General features: G+C 41.9%; 13 protein-coding genes and 5 pseudogenes. 11 read left to right on the top strand and 7 right to left on the bottom strand.

Translation table 11 applies throughout. The features are described from left to right. The 3 genes from AACW06_RS15330 to AACW06_RS15320 form a co-directional block, all read left to right on the top strand. The coding region (locus AACW06_RS15330; protein ID WP_192075728.1) for a transposase domain-containing protein at window positions 1-122 on the top strand (122 nt) is incomplete at its 5' end. A gap of 196 nt (window positions 123-318) precedes the next feature. Beyond that, on the top strand, window positions 319-2,274 hold the full coding sequence (locus tag AACW06_RS15325) for an LTA synthase family protein (RefSeq protein WP_192075727.1): 1,956 nt from the start codon (window positions 319-321) through the stop codon (window positions 2,272-2,274). Between the two features lie 525 nt (window positions 2,275-2,799). Further along, entirely contained in the window at window positions 2,800-4,035 is a 1,236-nt protein-coding gene (locus tag AACW06_RS15320) for a RidA family protein (protein WP_192075726.1), read from the top strand. A 168-nt stretch (window positions 4,036-4,203) separates the two neighbouring features. Here the strand turns inward: AACW06_RS15320 and AACW06_RS15315 are convergent. Further along, window positions 4,204-4,344 (bottom strand): annotated as a pseudogene (locus AACW06_RS15315) (AraC family transcriptional regulator); the annotation flags it as partial. Next, window positions 4,328-4,696: pseudogene (gene soxR, locus AACW06_RS15310) on the bottom strand (redox-sensitive transcriptional activator SoxR); the annotation flags it as partial. The pseudogenes AACW06_RS15315 and soxR, both read right to left, overlap by 17 nt. An 81-nt stretch (window positions 4,697-4,777) precedes the next feature. Between soxR and AACW06_RS15305 the strand changes: the two are divergent. Both AACW06_RS15305 and AACW06_RS15300 read left to right on the top strand, forming a co-directional pair. Beyond that, window positions 4,778-5,901 (top strand): IS3 family transposase gene (locus AACW06_RS15305; RefSeq protein ID WP_192075725.1). Its coding sequence is split into 2 segments (ribosomal slippage): window positions 4,778-5,030 and window positions 5,030-5,901, totalling 1,125 coding nucleotides; the frame shifts between segments, so codons are not numbered across the junction. A gap of 54 nt (window positions 5,902-5,955) precedes the next feature. Then, window positions 5,956-6,285: pseudogene (locus AACW06_RS15300) on the top strand (MFS transporter); the annotation flags it as partial. Window positions 6,286-6,295: 10 nt separating this feature from the next. Here the strand turns inward: AACW06_RS15300 and AACW06_RS15295 are convergent. Continuing rightward, window positions 6,296-6,493 (bottom strand): annotated as a pseudogene (locus tag AACW06_RS15295) (PQQ-dependent sugar dehydrogenase); the annotation flags it as partial. On the opposite strand from AACW06_RS15295, the pseudogene AACW06_RS15290 reads away from it, so the two are divergent. Both AACW06_RS15290 and AACW06_RS15285 read left to right on the top strand, forming a co-directional pair. Next, window positions 6,488-6,697: pseudogene (locus AACW06_RS15290) on the top strand (IS1-like element transposase); the annotation flags it as partial. The pseudogenes AACW06_RS15295 and AACW06_RS15290 sit on opposite strands and share 6 nt — an antisense overlap. A gap of 131 nt (window positions 6,698-6,828) precedes the next feature. Further along, on the top strand, window positions 6,829-8,535 hold the full coding sequence (locus AACW06_RS15285) for an autotransporter assembly complex protein TamA (RefSeq protein WP_192075724.1): 1,707 nt from the start codon (window positions 6,829-6,831) through the stop codon (window positions 8,533-8,535). 57 nt (window positions 8,536-8,592) lie between these two features. Here AACW06_RS15285 and AACW06_RS15280 read toward each other — a convergent pair whose 3' ends face one another. From AACW06_RS15280 to AACW06_RS15270, 3 genes are all read right to left on the bottom strand, one after another. Beyond that, a complete protein-coding gene (locus tag AACW06_RS15280) occupies window positions 8,593-10,047 on the bottom strand; it encodes a phospholipase D-like domain-containing protein (RefSeq protein WP_192075723.1) in 1,455 nt (484 codons plus the stop codon). Window positions 10,048-10,114: 67 nt separating this feature from the next. Further along, window positions 10,115-12,097 carry a carboxylesterase family protein gene (locus AACW06_RS15275; RefSeq protein ID WP_192075722.1) on the bottom strand — a complete coding sequence of 661 codons (1,983 nt, stop codon included), beginning with the start codon at window positions 12,095-12,097 and terminating at the stop codon, window positions 10,115-10,117. A gap of 206 nt (window positions 12,098-12,303) precedes the next feature. Next, window positions 12,304-13,974, bottom strand: coding sequence for a hypothetical protein (locus AACW06_RS15270; RefSeq protein ID WP_192075721.1), 1,671 nt, complete (start codon window positions 13,972-13,974; stop codon window positions 12,304-12,306). A 650-nt stretch (window positions 13,975-14,624) separates the two neighbouring features. On the opposite strand from AACW06_RS15270, the gene pdxY reads away from it, so the two are divergent. The 4 genes from pdxY to AACW06_RS15245 all read left to right on the top strand — a co-directional run bounded on the left by pdxY (window position 14,625) and on the right by AACW06_RS15245 (window position 19,779). After that, complete coding sequence (pdxY, locus tag AACW06_RS15260) at window positions 14,625-15,482, top strand: pyridoxal kinase PdxY (RefSeq protein ID WP_192075720.1); 858 nt, start codon at window positions 14,625-14,627, stop codon at window positions 15,480-15,482. A 528-nt stretch (window positions 15,483-16,010) separates the two neighbouring features. After that, entirely contained in the window at window positions 16,011-17,195 is a 1,185-nt protein-coding gene (locus AACW06_RS15255; protein WP_192075719.1) for a patatin-like phospholipase family protein, read from the top strand. 288 nt (window positions 17,196-17,483) lie between these two features. Then, window positions 17,484-18,386: a LysR family transcriptional regulator gene (locus tag AACW06_RS15250; RefSeq protein WP_192075730.1), complete on the top strand. Its 903-nt coding sequence runs from the start codon at window positions 17,484-17,486 to the stop codon at window positions 18,384-18,386. A gap of 172 nt (window positions 18,387-18,558) precedes the next feature. Beyond that, window positions 18,559-19,779, top strand: coding sequence for a BamA/TamA family outer membrane protein (locus tag AACW06_RS15245; protein WP_192075718.1), 1,221 nt, complete (start codon window positions 18,559-18,561; stop codon window positions 19,777-19,779). Window positions 19,780-19,930: 151 nt separating this feature from the next. Here AACW06_RS15245 and AACW06_RS15240 read toward each other — a convergent pair whose 3' ends face one another. After that, complete coding sequence (locus tag AACW06_RS15240) at window positions 19,931-21,628, bottom strand: FAD-dependent oxidoreductase (protein WP_171980485.1); 1,698 nt, start codon at window positions 21,626-21,628, stop codon at window positions 19,931-19,933. Between the last annotated feature and the right edge of the window lie 54 nt (window positions 21,629-21,682).

The raw sequence follows: 21,682 nt of genomic DNA, 5'->3' as shown, positions 1-21,682 counted from the left end.
TCATCGAGACGGCGAAAGCTAACGGACTGATACTCTACGATTACATGGCCAAATGTATGAGGGAACTGGCAAAGCCAGAGCCTGATATCAACTCACTTCTTCCTTGGAACTTCTCACACTAAAACGCCCCGTGGGATCGTGGGGCGGATACATTTTTTCTACATCGCTGGTGGAATACTCAGCAAATCGATACAAAAACTTGATGTTAGTGCACACGAAAGTAAAGAGTCTTTAGGAAAAATGAGGAACTTATTCGTTTGAGCTATGCCATACAGTATCATCCACCAATCCAATTAATAATAATGCGTCTTGAAATTTATGTTCAATAAACTAAAACCTTACTTCGGTCCCTTGTATCCTATAGTTGCCGTTTTCCTTATGGGGATTGCAATATTTTTCGTATCTCGCTTAGGGCTCGCGATCTGGCATTTTGACAGAGTCAGTGACGCTCACGGTTGGCTGACAATTTTCTTTAGTGGCTTGCGAGTCGACATTGTATTGCTATGTTATCTACTTATTTTACCCGCGCTGCTCTCTTGTTTATTGTCTGGTAACCACATTGTTGGACGCGCCTGGCATTGGGTATTAAGAGTCTGGATCACTCTGGGTCTATGGCTCATAGTGTATATGGAAGTGGCCACTCCGCCATTTATCATGGAATATGATTTACGTCCAAACCGCTTGTTTGTTGAATATCTTATTTACCCGAAAGAAGTGTTCAGTATGCTGTGGACGGGCTACAAGTTAGAGCTGCTTATCGGTGCGGTCGTTTCTACTCTGACGGTTGTTTTAGGCTGGAAGTGGAGCAAGCAGTTAGTTGCTAACCTAAGTTTTCCTAAATGGTACTGGCGACCACTATTGGCAGTGTTAGTCGTTGCTGTGGGTGTGCTAGGTGCGCGTTCTTCATTGGGTCATCGTCCTCTAAACCCAGCCATGGTTTCATTTTCCAGTGATCCATTGATCAACGATTTAACGCTTAACTCATCATTCTCTGTTATTTTTGCTGCTAAACAGATGAAATCTGAAGCGAACGCATTTGAGTTCTATCCAAAAATGGAGAAGCAAGAGGTGATCAATGAGATTCATGCATCGATGAACATTGATGCTCAATATTTTGTTTCAGATACCCAACCAAGTATGGCTAAGCATCAGGCAACATATCAAGGGAAACCAAAGAACATCGTTATCTTACTACTTGAAAGTCACGGTGCACGCTATGTCAGTCGATTAGGCGGGATTGATGTCTCACCTAACATGGATAAGCTGATTGATGAAGGATGGGCATTTACTCGTTTGTACGCAACAGGTACACGTTCGGTACGTGGTATAGAGGCGATGACAACCGGTTTTTCTCCAACACCAGCACGCTCTGTTGTCAAGTTAGGTAAAAGCCAAACTAACTTTTTCTCGATAGCAGACTTGCTAAAGTCGCGTGGCTACCATACTCAATTTATTTATGGTGGTGAAAGCCATTTTGATAATATGAAGAGCTTCTTCTTAGGTAATGGTTTTGTCGACATGCAAGACTTCCCAACCTTTGCTGATCCTAAGTTTGTTGGTTCTTGGGGCGTATCAGATGAAGATCTATACCAAAAAGCAAACCAACAATTCACACAAATGAATGAAGAAGGTAAACCTTTCTTCAGTTTGGTATTTAGCTCATCCAATCACAGCCCATTTGAATATCCTGATAACGTGATTGAGCCATATAATGAGCCGAAACAGACGGTTGAAAATGCGGTGAAATACGCTGACCATGCGTTAGGGCAGTTTGTTGAAGCGGCTAAAAAATCGGATTATTGGGATAACACCATCTTTATTGCGGTTGCAGACCATGACGCAAGAACGCAAGGTAACCAACCAGTACCAGTTGATTACTTCAGAATCCCTGCGGTGATTTTTGGTGGTGGAATTGAACATCAGATCGATGATCGTCTTGTGAGCCAAATTGACCTAGCACCGACGCTGCTTTCACTAGCCGGTATTAGCAGCCAAAACCCAATGATTGGACATGACTTGACTCGTGATGTTCCTGTTGAAAAACAGCGTATTATGGTGCAGCGTGACAAGAATTACGGTTATATGACAGCTGATAACCAAGTGGTGGTTATCCAACCTGGACAGGGTATCTCAACTTATGAATATGATCAAAAAACGGACACATTAACAGAAAAAGCGGTAGATCCAGATGTGGTGAAGCGAGCTCACGCAAATGCCATGTGGGGAAGTTTAGCGTTTAAAGAAAACTATTACGTTGCTTCTGATAAATATTAGTTGTTAGCGGTTTAATGAATAATAAAGTACAAGGCGAACCATTGGTTCGCCTTTGTTATTTTTTAAGTTCAAAGTTTACAATATAGAGACTAATTGTAATTCAGATTAACATAAAGATAACCAACTTGAGTTTTCCAGATAATTTATTCATTTATAAAGACATAAAAATCGTATCAATTGAGCTGATGTGAGTATTTGAACTGTTTTGTTGTGAACAAGGTATCAAAATTGCGATAAATTAAGTGAGTTAATGGCTTTAACCTCTGGGATTCTATTCACTATTTACGAATCATTCTTATGCTAAATATTAATTAATCTAATTTATTCCTAGAAATGTGGATAATTAGTCGTTAAGTGACTATTTATCCGGTTTTTTATGGTCTTATAGAAAATGATAATTTGTACTATGTCACATTTACACCGAGTAAATTTACTTACCATTGCGCCACTTTAATCGTTCTTTTCAATACGATCTATTAAATATAAATACGTATTCCTGCAATATATAATAGGATAAATTTTGATATGACTGGCAATATTGTAAAAGTTTCAAGAAACACAGACAACGCACCTAAAAGCACTGTATCTACTCAAACTGTAGCTTTTTCTCATTATAATAATATTTCAGCTCAACTACCTATAGATCCTACAACAGGTGAAATTGTAGTGGGTTGTGTAAAAGACCAAGCCAAACAGTGCTTAAAAAATATTAAAACGATAGTGGAAAGTATTGACCATGTTATGGACGATGTGGTGAAGATTAATATCTTCGTTAAGAATATTGCCGATATTGAGGCTATCGATGAAGTTTATCCAGACTTTTTTCAAAGTTCTCTTCCTACCCGCACGACTGCCGCGGTTGCTGCTTTACCGATGAGCGATGCTTTAGTTCAAATGGATGCGCTTATTTCAAACGGTGAAGGTACAGCTCCACAAGCTCCATGTGCACTTATTAAAGTTTCAAGGAACACAGATAATGCACCACAAGGCTTGTATTCACAAACCGTTGCCTTTTCTCATTACAATAACCTTTCATCTCAACTGCCTATTGATCCAACCACAGGTGTATTGGTTGCAGGTGGTGTTAAAGAGCAGGCAAAACAATGTCTAAATAACATTAAAGCCATTCTAGAAAGTATCGATCATGTAATGGGCGATATCGTGAAAACAACGATATTCCTTAAAAATATTTCAGATATTGAAGTGGTCAATGAAGTTTGTGCCGAATATTTCTCAAGCTATGTTCCGGCACGCACTGTTATTAATGCAGCCGCTTTACCTATGGATGCGTTGGTGCAGATTGATACCGCAGTGTCACACGGTGACGGCACACCACCACAATTGCCAGAAGATGCTCGTCTACTTGTGATTGAAGCAAATAATACAGAAAATGCGCCACAAGCGCCTTACTCGCATACCGTGGCTTTTTCTCATTACAACCATGTTTCTGGTCAATTACCTGTTGTTCCACAAACAAGTGAAATAGTTGCCGGTGATGTAAAAGCGCAAGCGGAACAATGTTTGAAAAATATTAAGGCTATCATAGAAAGTGTTGACCATGTTATGGATGATATAGTTAAAGTAAATATTCAACTTAAACATATTGAAGATATTAATGCGGTAAACGAAGTTTATACTACTTTCTTTAAAGGTGAGCTTCCTGCAAGGACAGTCGTTGGTGTTTCAGCTATTCCTATGGATGCATTAGTACAAATTGATGCAGTTGTTTCTAATTGTGAAGGAACTCCTCCGCAAGAATAAATAATTTATTGTTATTTACGAAGGTTAAACTATTTATCCTAATTAAATAGAGAATAAGCAGGTCTATTTGTTTGTTGATTTCAGTATCAGTCAAGTGATTATTCCTGCTTTTAGTTTTTAGTGATCAATATAAAAATGTGTGTAATTGAAAATAACTCACTATAACATTTATGTTCGTGGTGGGTTGATTATCGTCTTCATATAAGCACTTGGTGTTAAGCCAAAATTTAGTGCATGGTTCATCCGTACTTCAGACAATAGCTCTCGGTATTGTGTTCCTTCCTGTTTCAATTTACGTATCAACGTCGCCAGACCATTCTTCAGGGTGTGTGATTAGGGTTTTGCCAGCAAAGGTTTCTGCTCGAATATCTTGCGGGTTGTAGATAGCGCATGATTCCATGGATAAGCAACCGCAGCCAATACAACCTCCGAGATCATTTTGTAGCGCCTTTAGCTGCCGAATACGATGCTCAAGCATAGTGCTCCAATTTGAGGCCATTTTTTCCCACTACTGACGACTTGGTGCCTGATGTTTTGGTAAATTAGCCAACGAGTCTGCTATTTCTTCTAAGGTAAGACCAACCATTTGCGCGGCTTTGATCACCGCAATTCTGCGCAACACATTTCGATGATAGCGACGTTGGTTGCCTTGATTACGCCAACAGAAGTGGCCCCCAATTTTCGGACATGACTTTAAGTGATTGATCTGTTTGTATAGTACCTAAAAATACTGGAATAGATTATGACTAGAAAACGTAGAAACCACTCACCCGAATTTAAAGCTAAGGTGGCGCTTGATGCTGCTAGAGGTGATAAAACTGTCGCTGAGTTAGCTCAGAAATACAACCTTCACGCTAACCAAATCTCTACATGGAAAAAAGAACTGCTCGAAAATGCAGCCATGATTTTTGCCTCTGAAAGCCAGTCAGGCAAGGACAGTTCTGAAGAAGTGGACAAACTGCACGCCAAAATTGGTCAATTGACCATGGAAAATGATTTTTTGGCCAAAGTGCTCGGTCGTTAGACCGAGCCCAGCGAAAGAGCTCGCTGGTTAAATCCACCCAATTGCCAATAAAGCGCCAGTGTGAGCTTCTCAGTATTGCTCGCTCTACTGCTTACTATCAACCCATAGGACTCTCTGCTGAAGAGATTGAACTACGTCGCATGATTGACGAAATTCACCTTCAGTATCCGTTCATGGGGAGCAGACGCATTCGAAATGAGTTGGCTAAAAAAGGCCATAACGTTAATCGTAAACGTGTCGTTCGGCTCATGCGAGACATGGGCATTGGGGCTATTTATCCCAAGCCTCGAACGACCCTAGCGAACAAAGCACACAAGGTTTATCCCTACCTTTTGCGTGATATCGAAGTCACTTACCCGAACCAAGCTTGGGCGATTGACATCACGTATATCCCGATGGCTAAGGGATTCCTGTATTTAGTCGCCATTATCGACTGGTATAGCCGAAAGGTGCTGTCATGGCGGCTATCCAACACGATGGACACGAGCTTTTGTATCGAAGCCCTTGAAGACGCGCTTAAACATTATGGACCGCCAGATATCTTCAACTCAGATCAAGGCAGTCAGTTTACCAGCACCGAATTCACACAGAAGCTAATCGACCATGGAGTCAGGATAAGTATGGATGGGAAAGAACGCTGGGTCGACAATGTTTTCATCGAGCGATTATGGAGAAGCCTGAAATATGAGGAGGTTTACTTAAAAGCTTACACCACGCCCCGAGAAGCTGAGCTTGAAATCGGCCACTACATGGTGTTTTATAATGAGGAGCGTAACCATCAGGGACTCAATGACCTCACCCCTGATGAAGCCTACTTTGGTAGGCAGAGATACGCTGCATGAGTTGGATCAACCACTTAAGATATTAGCTTATGTGTCCAACCATTGGGGTCCACTTCTTCATTTTCTCCACAACTACTACTGATGTTTACGTTCTTCTTTGGCACATTTAACGCCTTAAACCGTGTTGCTCGTACAAACTGGATGCATCACAGTATTAGTATTGATCAACGTGGCCGAGCAGACGGAGGGCTACAAATGTTTGCGACCTTAGCCCAAAGTGTCAGTTATGTCGCCATCGCTTTTTTAAGTCATTTCGGTATAACTCAACTCGGTTTTTTGCTTGCAGCCGGTGTTATGGTTATGGCGGTCTTGATTATGATACGCCTGAACAAAGGGCCAGAGCTTACAACGAGGACGATTATTCAACCGAGCGTAGGCTCATAAATTAGTTTGGTTACTGAGGTTGGAGACGGATGATCTTGCCACTGTCTGTTGAAAAATAGATATAGCCATCGGGACTGATGGTGATATCTCTTACACGCTCGCCAAGGCTTTCCAGCAACCGATCTGATTCTGTTAGCTTACCGTCTTTAATCGATACCACATTAATGTGTGCTAATTTCAGTGCGCCAGCTAATATTTTACCATTCAAGTTCAATGTCGCTTCTGCAATAAAACTGAGCCCGTCCGTAAGCATGGAAAGGGGCATTCTGGCTTTCCTCGTTTCAGGTGTCTCGACTGTCGAAAGATCTTTTAACTTGATTACGTTTACGAAGCCCACAAGCCAGATGTAAAAGAAAAAATTGTAGATATGGTAATGAATAGCTCGGGTGTTAGGGAGACCGCCCGAGTATTAAATGTCGCATACAGCACCTCGTAGCATCGGTGATTAGTCACATAGGGAGGGTACCGTCCTGCATATACGATTAACTTGATACCCATCACCGCAATAGACTATTGAAGTGTAAGATTAACGCAAACAGACATATGGCTTCTTTGGTAAAAAAAATACTGGGTATATCAATCTGTGCGTCGATCCCTGTTTGCAATGTTTTTGCAGCGGAATTTACGATTCAAGGGTTGGCTAAACCATTAGAGAAAAACCTCGAATACTATCTCTCGCCATTGTCTGAAACCTCTGCTAAGAACATTTCTCAAGGGCAACTCAGAAAGTTAGTTAATGCTGCGCTAAACCCATACGGTTATTATCACCCCAAGTTTAATGTATCTAAAAATGCAGATGAACAGATGTCCATTGATGTGGACGTTGGCCCAGTAACGCTTATCTCGAGTTCTAGCATCGTAATCACGGGAGAAGCCGCTCAAGATCAAGATTTTATTAATTTGACTGATGCCGCCAAGCTTCAACAAGGGCAGCCCCTTTCTCATTCAGACTACGATTCATTGAAGCGAAACTTATTGTCCCTTGCACAACAAAAAGGCTATTTAGAAGGTCATTTTGTGCAGTCAGTGATAGAAGTGATCCCAAGCATGAACCAAGCGAATGTAAAGGTGCATTTTGATAGTGGTGTTCGTTATCACTTTGGCGAAGTTTCTGTGGTGAGCTCGGTTATAGAAACCGATCGTATTAAATCTTTAAGTCCATTTGCTAAAGGGGATGGATTTAATTCCATCAAACTGGGCGAATACCAATCTAACCTTTCACAGACTAACTGGTTTCGCAGTGTTGCGGTAAAAGGTAATTTTGATCAGAAAACCGAAGACAACCAAGTGCCTATCGAAGTGTCGACAGTCCCTAATTCGCAAAACATTGTCCAAGTTGGTGGTGGTTATAAGACAGACTTAGGTCCTAGAGCATCACTTAAATGGACTAAGCCCTGGTATAACAGTCGTGGGCATAGTTTGAAGGCGGAAGCCTCGCTCTCTCAACCTGAACAATCGCTTTTGATGGGTTACAAAATACCGACCAAAAACGTTCTAACGGATTACTACGGTATTCAGTTTGACTCCACGCGTGTCGATTATAGAGATACAGCGAGTTTTACCAATAAACTTACGTTCGAAAAGCACTGGCAGTTAGAGCGTGACTGGCAAAGTACGATGCATGTGAGGTATTTACGAGAGCAATATCAACAGGCATCAGAAGATAGTCAGTCACAATTGCTAATGCCAGGTATCACTTTTTCTCAGCTTGAGCGTAAAAATGATCAACTGGAATTGAATCATAGGCATATTTATTCTTTAGAGTACTCAGAGCCTTACTTACTTTCAGATTCTCGGTTGCTTCATTTGGAAGGGAACAGCGTGTTATCTTGGGATATAAGCGAGAAGCAAAAATTTCATTTTCGTTCAAATGTCGGCATTAATATTGTTAATTCACTTGAAGATGTTCCCTCGTCGCTTCGTTTTTTTGCTGGTGGTGACGAGAATTTACGTGGGTATGATTATGAGTCGATCTCACCACGAGATGAAAATGGTGCGTTAACAGGGGCTCGTTATATGTTTGCCGCTGGTTTTGAATATCAGTATCAGGTTTATCAACAAGTTTGGCTGGGCGCGTTCTATGATATTGGTGATGCGTTTAACGACGATATTGCCTTGAAGCGTGGAACAGGCTTGAGTTTAATTTGGAATTCCAAGTACGTACCAATGAAAGTTGATTTTGCTTACGGATTAGATGCACCTGAGGGCAATGAGTTTCGAATCCATTTCTCAATTGGGACTCAGTTCTAACTTAAAATTGTTTTAAAAAAGGGCTTAACCAATGGTTAAGCCCTTTTTTGTTGTCGGTTACAGCTCGAACTCAGCGTCCATTTTCCTAAAGATCCAATCGACAAACTCGTGTTCAGCACCATAGTTCGGGTTATCAACGGAAGTTTCACTAGGGGATGACCATAGAGGCTCACCTTGTTCATCCAGTGTCACTTTCCAGAACAAGTCTTTGTCTCCCAGTAGATACTCTTGCAAATGTTTGGCAAAAGCGTCACTGCGGATAAACAACCCAAACTCCAGATTTAAAAAGTCTGATCTGGGGTCAAAGTTGGAAGATCCAATAAAGCTTAGCTTGTCGTCAAAGATTAGCGCCTTGTTATGATAAAAAGTATCACCATGATAGAAATGATCTTCGTTGCGGGCCGTATCTTTATATTCGTACAGATCAACACCTTTATTTAATAGTGTGATGCGATGCTTTTGGTAATACGCAGGAATAAACCCAGAGTCATTCGATGCCGAAGAGTTGGTGAGTAAAGTCACCTCTGTCCCTTGCTTTTCGAGCTGCTCTATCACAGAGAACTTACCTTGCGTCGGCACCATATATGGGGTTGAAATGATCACATTTTTAGCGGCATTCAACTCAGCTTTGATGGTTCGCTCGGCTCGCGTGCGAAAATAAGGCTTGTTGTTTTCGAGTTTTTTTAACGAGTCGAAGACGGGAGTAATCTCAGCGCTAATTAAATCAGGCTGTTTCAATTTGGCGACTTGGTCATAGACATCTTGGATGACCGGTGTATTGCCTTTGTTTGCCTTTGCCATTGCTTTGTAGAAGTCAGCATAACGATGATTCTCATCGGCTTTGATAAGTTCTTGGATAGGGGTCACATGCTTACTGTTCCACGTATGGTTGTAGTTGGCATCAAAGGCTTTGATGACATCACCTTGGAATAGTACGTCCAAATCAAAGAAATTTGCTTTTTTGTTGTAACCGAAATAATCGCTACCAATATTCCGCCCACCTAAAATCATGTTCGTATGGTCAACATTAAAATATTTCTCATGTAAGCGGTTGTCTAATCTGTCTTGATTCGAGGCAAAGTTAATCGCACGGCCAAGCCACCCTATTTTTCGAGAATCAAACGGGTTGAATATACGGATTTCAATATTTTCGTGGCTATCGAGTTCGGCAAGCCACTTTTCGTTGAATACCATAAGGTCATCAAGGGTGAGCCTTACTTTTACGCCTCGGTTGGCGGCAAATTTGATTTCGCTTAACAGCAAGATGCCTAAGGTGTCTTTCTCCCAGTCGAAATACGTCATATCAATCGATGATTTTGCGTTGCGAACCAATTGGATACGTCTGGCAAAAGCCTCTGGTGCACTCGCGAGCAGGGCAAGCTCTGCATGATAGTTTTGCGCTTGCCAATCTGATTCAAAGTCTGGTTCTACTTTGGGGTAAGGCTGTGCGCATCCTGCGACAAATGCGACACACAATAGGACACATAAGGTACGAAGTGTTTTGTTAAACATGGGACTCTCGTAGGATTTTAAAAGGGTTGTTATAAAAAAGGCCAGCGAACTGGCCTTATTCATTAATTTAGTCTTGAAGGTAGTTAATCAAGATTCCTTGATCTTCTAGACCACTAAGGCGACCGTTTCGCAGCTTCGCATCAATGCCTTTATTTTCTGTTCTATCCCAATCTTGAGCAGAAAGGTGAACGCCGTTTTCATCAATCAGTAATATAGAGTCTTGTGTTGCATCATATTGATAATCTGAGAACAATTCGTCGCTGAACCATACTCGTGACATTTCGTTCATTAGCTTTTTATCTTTTGAGCTAGGGTGAGTTTCTGTACCATCCATTTTGACGGCTTTGTTAAACACAAACGGAAGTTCAGAACCGTTACAAGCACCAGTGGCACAGCTGATAGATTTCAGTAAGTCACCGAAATCAACTTCACCATTAGGCCCTGTGTTGTAAGTCCAGACATTGAAGCTTGGGCTATGATCAAAGTAATACATGGTGGCAGCTTCACTTTGAGCTGCTTTCAATCGTGCTGGACCTGTGAACAGCATGTCCTTCATGATCGTGCGATATTGACCCATGTTGTCAAAGGCACCACTTAACTCGTGCTCGTCATTTGGATAGAAGTCAGCTAGCGCAAGCAAGTTGCTGCCAGTATCGTTCTTCAAACCAAAGAAAAGCTGAGTGATGGCTTCATAAGCGGACTTTGGCAATTTCTCAATTAAGTCTTCGAGATCAATAAGTTGTGCGCTAAACTCATCACTGCTTGCCAGCATTTGAATACGTGCTTCAACAAGTTGTTTATTTTCGTCAACAGATAACCACTCAGCCATACGTTGCGCTGTGTACTCAGCATCACCCGTGTCTTCACCCATTAGGTCAAGGATAAGCGGCACTAAAGACATTAAGTTTGGTAGAAAGCTCATGCTACCTGAGTCTTTCGCATTAACACCAATAACGGTTGGGACAACAAAGTCAGCCTGGCTAGGCTGTGGTTTACCTTCGATACATGTGTCTTTATATTTACTTTTACACTCCAAGTAGGGCGCATAAGGCATTAGTGTGGCCATTGGTGTAGAGTTAGTTAAAAGAATAACAGAAGATTTCAACCAGTTTACAAGTGTGTTGAGCGGTTCAAGTTCCTCGCTTTGAGTATTAAGGAGTTCATCTAGCGGTGCATCTTTAAGCTCCTCTTTGATTTCTTGGCCTTTGGCTGTATTGTAGCTTTTGTATTCAAAGCCATATGGCATGCTTTGCATAATGGCGCGTTGGAAATAGGTATCTTCCAACTCACCCTCGGCGACTTTTTGTTGCAATAAAGCGATCGACATAGCACCGGAACCTTGGCCCATCAGGGTGACGTTACCAGCGTTACCACCAAAGTCTTGAATATTGTCTTGCACCCATTTTAATAGGGTTTCTTGGTCACCAAGACCATAGTTACCATTGTCGTCTTTGTCGGTACCTTTTACCCAGTTGGAACCAAGTAAGCCCAAGCGGTAGTTAAACGTCACCACAATAAATGGATTACCTTCGTCTGCGCCTTGCGCCACCACTTTGTCACCGTGGATCATCGGGTTTGCACCTGAGCCGTATTCAAAATCACCACCGTGGATAAATACATAAACAGGTAGGTCTTCACCTTGAACGGTGCCTTCAGGTCGCCAGATGTTTAGGTTTAAACAGTCTTCGCTCTGTGCTTGAGTCGTTGCTTTGAGCTGTGGGCAAGCATCACCAAATTGAGTCGCATCAATATCACCTGAAAAATCAATGGTATTACTGTGATCAAACCGCGCGGCCTCAGCAAAGGTAATGCCTTTGAAAGATTCAACAGAGCCAAGTTTTTCTTCACCTTCAGCGGTTGTGATAACTAGAGATTCTTTCATTGCTTTAACGTTGGCATTGCCAACTGCAACATCAACCGTTTGGGCTGGTTGAGGCTTTAATGGTTCAGGTTTCACTGGCGCACCAGAGTTTCCAGAGTCATCGCTGCCACAGGCAGAAAGTAAAGCTGCAATAGAAATTGCAAGTATTGAGCGTTTAGTGATTTGCATTGTCATGTCCACAGTTGTTTGTTGTTATCAAACAAGCGGCTCCATGCGCTAGTTTCATCCTGAAGTATTGCTTGATATATTTATTTAGCTGATGGGATGTATCTTAAAGCTATTTATTATATTGATGTAATCGCATAAAGAGGACGCTCTCCTACAAGAGCAGCCCGTAGGTGATTCTTGTAGGAGAGTCTGTCTATCACAACGGATTAGAATCGATATCCAAAGTTAAGCGTGAAGGCACTTCGAGTGTTACCAGTGTTATACAGGCCAGTGATATTGTAGTTTTTGCCAATCTGCTTGTTAAAACCAATCAAATAGGCCCACGGGTCAACATCAACACCGACGTCATAATCAAACTGGACATCACCGCTAATAACACGGCCATCCATACGATTGTCTAAGTCTTGGTATTCTGCGCCAACAAAAATTTGGGCACGATAGTCAACTAATTGATAACCCAACATAGGCTGAACGGTAAGAATTCCATCACCCCATTCTTGGCCACCTTTAATGCGCGTTTGCGCAAATGAGCCTGTCACTGACGCAAAAAATTCTTTATAACCGACCGATAAGGTAGTACCGACACCACGTAAGTCATATTCTAGATGCAATGGCACGTTCAAGCGCCCACGGTTACATAGGGCGGACAAACCATCGCACAACTTATCCCCAAGACCAGGCAGTTTGTCGTTCAACTTGTCTTGTAGGTATTCGCCCGCCGCGCCAGTATAAGCGGCGTCAACGTTGGCATCGACGTTCACTTTACCGATAAAGCCGAACACATTCCAAAATGGCAGAATGTTAACATCACCACGAATGCTCACACTTTCTGCGTGGACGTCAGCAATACTATCCTCAGGGTCGAACAAATCATTCAAACGCACACCTTGGATGAGGTAGTCGGTCATTGGGATATTCATGTCTTGACCACGGTAGGCGACAGAAATGCCAAATGGTAGTGGCAAATCAATACCTTGGCGGCGGACCATGTCCCCCATTAGTGGGAAGATACGGTTAAGTTCGACACTTTCTTCATGCATACGCGGATCAGAGACTTCTTGAAGTTTCTCTTCGTCTATAACTTGTACGTTCATACCTTCATCATAAAAGGCCACTGGTTCTATCTTGGTGATGATCTCAAGCGGTTTCTTTTTATGTGTGCCAAGCAGTTGTGTTTGTTTGGAGCCGATAATGACCTTACCTGATTCCAAGGTGCTAAAGGTGAGCTCTTGTTTATAAGATTCAATATTATTGCCATTAAAATTGAACGGCTTTTTGTTGGTGATCAGCATGTTTTTAGGCTCGCCGTCCACCAAAAAGATTTTGACGGTCATAAAGCGGAAGTAAGCAATGTCTTGTGGCAAACCGTATTTAGAGTAGTCAAAGCTGATCTCAACATTGCCTTTTCCGTCATCTTTGGCTTTAACACTTGATGAGTCATACGCCTCAGCATAGTTTCTTAGGCGGTATTCGTTACGTGTGAAGGTTTCAATCTGCTCGATCACATCTTCGTGTTTATCCAGATGATTCGGGTCGTACTTCATACGCAGATCGATATTGCCTTTGGTATCGGTATTTTTAATCAGATATACGGATGATTCTTGAACGTCTTCACCGATAGTTACTTTTCGGTAAGCGTACTCCACGAGGTGATCACCTTGCATAAGCGAACTCAGAGCAAGTTTAGGTAGGTCATGATCAATACCATATTGCTCAAATACTTTTTTACCATGAGTACTGATTTCAGAATACGTGGTTAGAGTTTGAGTCTGCTCTTCGGCAGAAACAACAGGTGACGTTGTTAGCAGCATAGAACTAGCAATAAGTGATAGTGTTGCCATTTTTGTTGAACGGTTAGGTGTTTTAGTAAAAATCATGTCTAAGTTATTTCCAGTATAAGATTTTCAATACTATGAAAACTCGGCTGTTAATTTATCGCTGGACACCCTGTCCCACATTTTTATTAATGAATAAGTTTCTATTTAGCGTTTAAATGTGAGTTTGAATTTCACATTGGCTTGGCTGATGGATTTATTTTAGGTAGGGAAGGGCAAAACCAATAATCAGTTATGGAGGATAATATCCATCAAAACAAGGATGAGTCAGTGATAAACAAAAAATGGTGAGATAGTAAAGAGTTAGCGTGTCGTTTGAGACAGATTAAACAATGAACCAATGACAGGGTTACCGCTAAAACAATAAACAGGACTGGTATCATGACAAACGACGTAGTTATCTCTTCTCTGATACTGACAAAATCACGGTATAGTGTTGGCAGAAAATCCTGCATCACATGAAATAGCTCATTCTCTGCATCTTCAATCGCTATTGGTAAATGACATCGTATTGCTTTAATGGATTGAGTGAAAATAACTCCGTACTCAGCCGCGAATCCTCTGATTTGGTTGGCCAGTGTAGTTCCATTCTCTACTAAACGGTTATTGATGACGTCATCCTACATTCGCGAGTACTTAACCAAATAAATATTCGATATGATTAGTGATGTTAATATTATTTGGGCAAAATTATGAAGGGTATACTTTCGATTCAGAGTCATGTCGTTTATGGACATGCAGGGAACAGTTCTGCTGTATTTCCCATTCAGAGAATGGGACTGGAAACATGGCCGATTCATACCGTCCAATATTCTAACCACACGCAATATGAGCAGGGTTGGAAAGGACAAAGGTTTAATGCTGATGAAATCACAACCATTGTCAACGGCATTGATGATATTGGTCAACTTTCCAATTGCGAAGCGGTTATTTCTGGATACTTAGGCAGCGCGCAGCAATGTCATGCTGTCGCCGATGTTGTAGAGCGAGTGAAAGAGAACAATCATTCTGCACTCTATGTTTGCGATCCAGTTATGGGTGACCCAGATAAAGGCTGTATCTTACCCGAAGGCGTAACAGAAGAATTGATTCAAACCTTAATGCCAATTGCGGATGTTATCGTACCCAATCAGTTTGAACTAACCCAATTTACCGGTGTGAATATAACCTCTCTCTATGACGCAATTACTGCGTGCAAGAAAGCGATAGAGCTTGGTCCAAGGTTCGTGTTGGTAAAACATTTGAACACCTTATCTGACGGTGTATTTAGTTCGTTGCTTGCCACGCCGAAAGCTTGTTACTTGGTTCAGCGCCCTGAAATTGAATTTGATAAGCCACCGGTTGGTGTGGGTGATTTAATTACCTCCGTGTTTACCGCTTGTCTAGTGAAAGGGATGTCGCCAGTAGCCGCATTCCGTCATACCAATAATGCCGTTTATGGGGTGCTAGAGGTCACACAAGATAATGGTGAGTGGGAATTGCAGACCATTTTAGGCCAATATGAGTTTGTAGAACCCACCCATGATTTTGAACCGAAAAAAGTAGCTTGATCGAAAATGAAAGCCTAGTCATATAGTGCTGGGCTCTACTGTTATTCGCTTCTTTCTGTTGTGTTAAGCTGATACCCCATATCTATTGTTTGGGCACCATCAGACAGTGAGACAAAACTCTTTCCAGCATAAGCTCTGAGGCTGTTTTCTACCCTTGATATTCTTGTGGAAAATCGACCAGTATTTTAGCGACGTCAAGCCCCAATTGCTTCGCCAATACAATGCGTTGGTTAAGGTCGTCGTTTTCCATTGGGTTGAGTGGTCATGGGATGATTTTCTTGTTGAATAAGTACTTGAATGAATGCTGCTAATAGAAGAGTAGCAATGAAAGACAAACCATCATCATAGTGTGCCTTCTAAATATTACATTTACTTGAATAATCATAGCGAGTGAAGGTTATTGGTTTGTACAATGATTGAAGGGCGAAACCCTACATATGTGAGTTATGTATCTGCAAACTACAGCTTAAAATAAGTACATTCAGTAACCAACTCACCGCATTTTTGGTGACAAACTAAGAAGACACAATGAAAAAAATTCAGACGCTTTTAACGACTTTTTCTATTGTTGCAGTACTTGCAGGTTGTACTTCAACTGCTCACCAAATTGAAACGCGAGTGACGCAAGACAACTACCGCCAAGTAGAACTACCAATTGAAGCAGATAACCCGACCGCGGAACCAATGAGAACTTGGATGGGTGATGGTACACAATATTTTTATTCAGAAGAGACGCAAACTACACCAATCCGTGTTACTGGCGATCAATTAAATGTAATGGTTCTTTCAGGAGGTGGTGCCAATGGTGCCTTTGGTGTGGGTTTTATAAATGGTTTGTATGAGCAAGACAAATTGGATGACTACTCTATCGTTACCGGTATCAGTGCCGGGGCGCTCATGGCACCTTTTGTCTTTGTAGGTGGTGAAGAAATTCCTAAATTGAAAAATACTATTTTGGGATTGGATGACAAAATGGTGCTCGGTAAGAAAAACTTCTTAAACGCCATTTTTAAAGATGCTTTATCCAAAGGTGACAGCTTTATGTCGTATATTGCAAAAGTATATGACGAGGAGCTAATCGAGAAGATTGCCATTGAGCACGACAAGGGGCGACGTATCTTGATTGGAACGACACAATTTGACTCTGACGAATTAGTGATCTGGAACTTAGGTCAGATAGCAGCAAGCGATTCTGAGTACAAGGTTGATTTAATCCACCAAATACTTGCGGCGAGTTCGTCTATTCCTGGTGTATTTCCACCGCAGTTTATTGATGTCAATTACAAAGGCCAAAAATTAGAAGAATTGCATGTGGACGGAGGACTATCGGCTCAAATGTTCCTCCAAGCTGTAGATATCGATTTTAAGAAAGTTAATCAAGCATTAGGTCTAAAGAAGAAGCCTCAGGTTCATGTAGTAAGAAATGGCATGTTCAAAATGCCGTATGAGACTGTTGAAGATAAAGGTGTCAACTTGCTCAGTCGAACTCTTAAATCAATGACTACCTTACAAAGTCGGGGTGATTTATATCGCATGATGTATTACAGCGAAATACAAGGTTTCGAGCTCCAGTTTACTTACATCGCTGATGACGTTTCTGCGACCAAAACAACTAAGAAAATGTTTGACCACAATTACATGAACTCACTTTACCAATACGGTTACCTTAAAGCTCAAGGCTTAACACCTTGGACGCAAGATGTCCCATTTTAAGAAGGCCATACCACAGCTTGCTCAAGAGATGGTTTCGTTACAAACACCAATCGCTGAACAAGGTGTTATCTAGGTTGATTTTGCTTCAAGCTATGAAGTCGCAGGGTGTTCTGGTTATGTGATTAACCTATACTGACGTCCAGTAAAACTAAACATGCCCGCTAATATTAGCGGGCATGTTTAGTTTTACTGGACGTCAACGTGCATATGAGCGATTCTTCTACTAAAGTATTGAATATTAATACTGAACAATTGATGTTGATCCTAACTCGCTCGGTAATAATTGCTATGAATTTTAGTCTAGAACAACTCCTCGCTTTTGTTGCGGTATATGATGAACTTTCGTTCAGCAAAGCAGCCGTTAAACTCAATAAACATCGCACGACAATTGGACAAGTGGTAACGAACCTCGAAGACCAGCTAGCGGTGACATTATTTGATCGTATAGGGCGTTCAGTGGTACCAACTGAAGATGGTGAATTGTTATACCATTACGCTAAACAAACCATTGAGCGTGCTCGTACACTGGACAAAGTTGCATTAAGTCTCTCATATGGTGGTTTAGAAAATATTACTATTGCCTATCCGAGTTTTGTCCCTCATCGCGTTCTGACGGATATCAGAATACAGCTAGCAAAAGATTTCCCACTAATGAAAGTTAACTTCCTTGTTAGAGGAAAAGCGGAAATCAAGCAAGGAATGGAGTCTGGTGATATCCACTTTGGTATCGTCAATTCTCATGATAGTACTGCCATGCACAGTGTTGATGGAGTATATGTAGGACATGTCGAATTTCTCCCCTTCGTAAAAAAAGGTGGTCGTTTTTCTCACTTGTCTCCCGACAAAGCGCTCTCTGAATTGTCCAGTGCGCGCCAATTCGTTTTAAGAACCTTTTTTGAAGAGGGGATCGACGAGAAAGTTGTTCTGAGCTCAGAACATGAAGTAATCGATCAGCTTGCTCTGGCCATAAAGTTTGTAGGTGAAGATTTAGGATGGTCGCTGTTGCCTAAAATGCTGGAAGAATCAGAGTATTCAATTGATAAGATTGAAGTGCTACAAATATCCCAAATGAAAGAAGGCTTTAAGTTTGGTGTTGCGCTGTGGTCGCAACATTCCAAGCAAGTAAAAGAAGTCAAAAAATCGATTGTTAAAGTGCTAGACGACTATGTTAAGAAAATTAATATTTCATAGAGCGGCGCAACGGTGATGGGCTTGGTCCTACATAACCGATTATCACTTCTCTCTCTTTATGCTTAATATAACTCTGCTGTCAATAATTACTGCAGCATAGTGTTTTACATATTTATGTCCTGCATGGACGCAATATTTAGCCGGATTAATCATCCGGCTCTTTTTTAGAGAGATGACTGTGAAAATAAAATCGATCGCTTTTCTTACCATGTTAAGTTCTTTTGCGTCCTATGCTAGTGATATTTCTTTTACGGATCCTGTAGATCAGCGTTTTGACATGGGTGAGTACATGGCCGAAAAAGCAGTCGGATTTTTACCTGTTCCAATTATTATTACTGAACCTGCAGTCGGTTATGGCGGTGGTATTGTGGGGCTGTTTCTTCATGAAACCGAAGAAGAAAAGCAGCAACGTAAGGTAGCTTCATTATCCGCGATTGATGGTGGTGCACAGCTTGTCCCTGCGGCGATGAGTGTCGTCGGGGCGCTAGGTACGGAAAATGGCACTTGGTTTGCTTTTGGTGGGCACCGTCGTTCTTGGAAAGGTGATTCTATTCGCTATACCGGTGGTGGTGGCCTTGGGGTGGCAAATATCGATATTTATAAAAACATTTCGACGCCTGAAATTGAAATCCCCGCATTTCCTGGATTTCCTGGATTTACCATAGGTCCTATAGATAAGACGCTTTCTTTTGGGACTAAAACAAAGGTAGCAGCTTTAATGCAACAAGTGCAGTTTCGTGTTGCGAATACACCATTGATGCTGGGCATTAAACAGGTTGCTGCGATATCTAGCGTCGAGTCAGATAACGAGTTCGCGTCCAACATAATGCAGTATATGCTTGGTGAAGAAGCCGTTTCGTCAGGATTAGGAATACTGGCCGATTACGATACGCGTGATAACTTGTTCTACCCAACTAAAGGCTTTCAATTAAGTGCTGACTATATGTTTTATGACGAGGCGTTGGGGAGCGATTATAATTACGATCATTTCAACTTTGATGGACAAGGCTTTATTCCATTAGCGTCCAAGTGGACCTTAGGTTTGGCGGGAAACTACCAATACTTTAAAGAAAAAGATACGCAAGTAACCCCAACGTCAAAACCTTATGTTAAGTTACGTGGTGTCTCTTCTTTTCGCTATCAAGGTGACGAAATTAGCACCGTGCAGAGCCAAATTACCTACAGCATTGATAATCGCTGGAAGGTTTCTGCATTTTACGGTATTGGAAAAGCGATCAATGAGCATGATGATGCTACCAGTGACTCTGTACAGGCCGGAGGAGTGGGCTTCCGTTACCAAATTGCTCGACGATATGGTCTACATATAGGTATGGATTACGCGAGAAGTAAAGATGAAGATGCTATTTACTTCAATGTCGGAAGTGGTTTTTAGACTAATAATTGAATGGACAAAAATAATCGTCAGTAAAAATCCCTAGTTGTGGCAATACGGCTTTCTAGGGTTAATCAGCTTCAGTTACAAGTCACATCAATTAAAATAGCCAGCACAAAGTTGCTAGCTATTCCAAATTATCGAATACTCACTACATCTTAGCAAACAGGTAAGTACGGTAACCACCAAGTAGGTTGCGTGCTTTATAGCCGTTGTTCACTAACTGACGGTATGCCACGTTTCCGCGCAGACCTACCTGGCAGTAGATAACAATCTCTTTGTCTTTTGGTAGCTCGTCCATACGTTGACGAAGTTGGTCAACAGGAATGTTAACTGCACCTGGTAGGTAACCATTTTGTAGCTCACCTGGGTTACGAACGTCTAACAACAGTTGGTCTTCGGTTAGGTTATCAATCTCATCAAAGTGAATTGCTGTTGAATCACCTTTGATTAGGTTGTTCGCTACGAATGCCGCTTGGTTAATTACGTCTTTCGCACTGCCGTATGGTGGCGCGTAAGTCAGCTCTAGGTGTTGTAGCTGTTCTACTGTCATGCCTGCACGTTGAGCTACCGCCATCACGTCGATACGCTTGTCGATGCCGTCTTTGCCCACTGCTTGCGCACCGAAGATTTTGCCTGATTTTGGATCGAACAGCATTTTGAACGACACCACTTCAGCGCCCGGATAGTAGCTCGCATGGCTGGCGGTGTGTACGTACACTTTTTCGTACTCAACGCCTTCGCGTTTTAGCTGCTTCTCGTTCTTACCTGTTGAAGCGACCGCTAGGTCAAAGATCTTACAAATAGCAGTACCTTGAGTTCCTTGGTAAGTTTCGCTGCGGCCAAGCATGTTATCTGCGGCCATACGACCTTGACGGTTAGCTGGTCCTGCTAGCGGAACCATAGTTTGTTTGCCAGTGACGAAGTCTTTCTCTTCGATAGCATCACCGACCGCGTAGATAGATGGATCGCTGGTTTGCAGGTATTCGTTAGTATAAATACCACCAAGCTCACCAATTTGCAGACCAGCTTCTGAAGCTAATTTAGTCTCAGGGCGTACACCAATCGCCATGATTAGGATATCAGTAGTGAGTGTATCACCATCGCTTAGCGTCAACTCAAGTTCGCCATTAATATGTTGGTGTTCTTTCTGGCCAGAATCCATGCTTGCTAATGATGTTGTTGGCTTAAATTCTACTGACTTCAGTGCTGTAGATAGGCGTAAATCAATGCCTTTTGCGCGAATTTCTGCGTGAGCAAAACCAGCCATTTCACGGTCTACTGGCGTCATCACTTGGTCTGCCATTTCTAGCAAGGTTGTTTTAATGCCAAGTTGGTGGAACGCTTCCATCATCTCCAAACCGATAAAACCACCACCCACAACCGTTGCGTGGTCAACTTGGTTGGTATTAATGGTTTGGATAATTTTATCCATATCAGGGATATTGCGCAGTGAATGCGTCAATGGGTTATCTAAACCTGGGATCGGCGGAACAACTGGGCCTGCACCAGGGCTTAGAAGTAGGAAATCGTAGCTTTCAGTGTATTCACTTTGGTCTAACAGATTACGAACCGTAATGGTTTTCTTATCGCGGTTGATACGAAGTACTTCATTCATCACACGTACGTCTACATTAAAACGTGCAAGGAAACTTTCCGGCGTTTGAAGTAGAAGATTACCGCGTTCTTTGATGTCTCCACCGATATGGTACGGCAACCCGCAATTAGCGAACGAAACGAAGGGACCTCTTTCAAACATAATAATCTGTGCATCTTCACTAAGACGTCTTGCACGAGCTGCTGCTGATGCGCCACCTGCAACACCGCCAATAATTACGATTTTGGTCATGCTGATCTCCATAAAATCAATGATATAGATAAATTAAAAAGGAAAAATTAAAAA

The organism is Vibrio sp. S12_S33 (genome assembly GCF_963889785.1).
GTDB classification, from domain to species: Bacteria; Pseudomonadota; Gammaproteobacteria; order Enterobacterales; family Vibrionaceae; genus Vibrio; species Vibrio aestuarianus.
The sequence above is the reverse complement of the archived record's forward strand: the minus strand, read 5'-3'. Positions and strand labels throughout refer to the sequence as shown.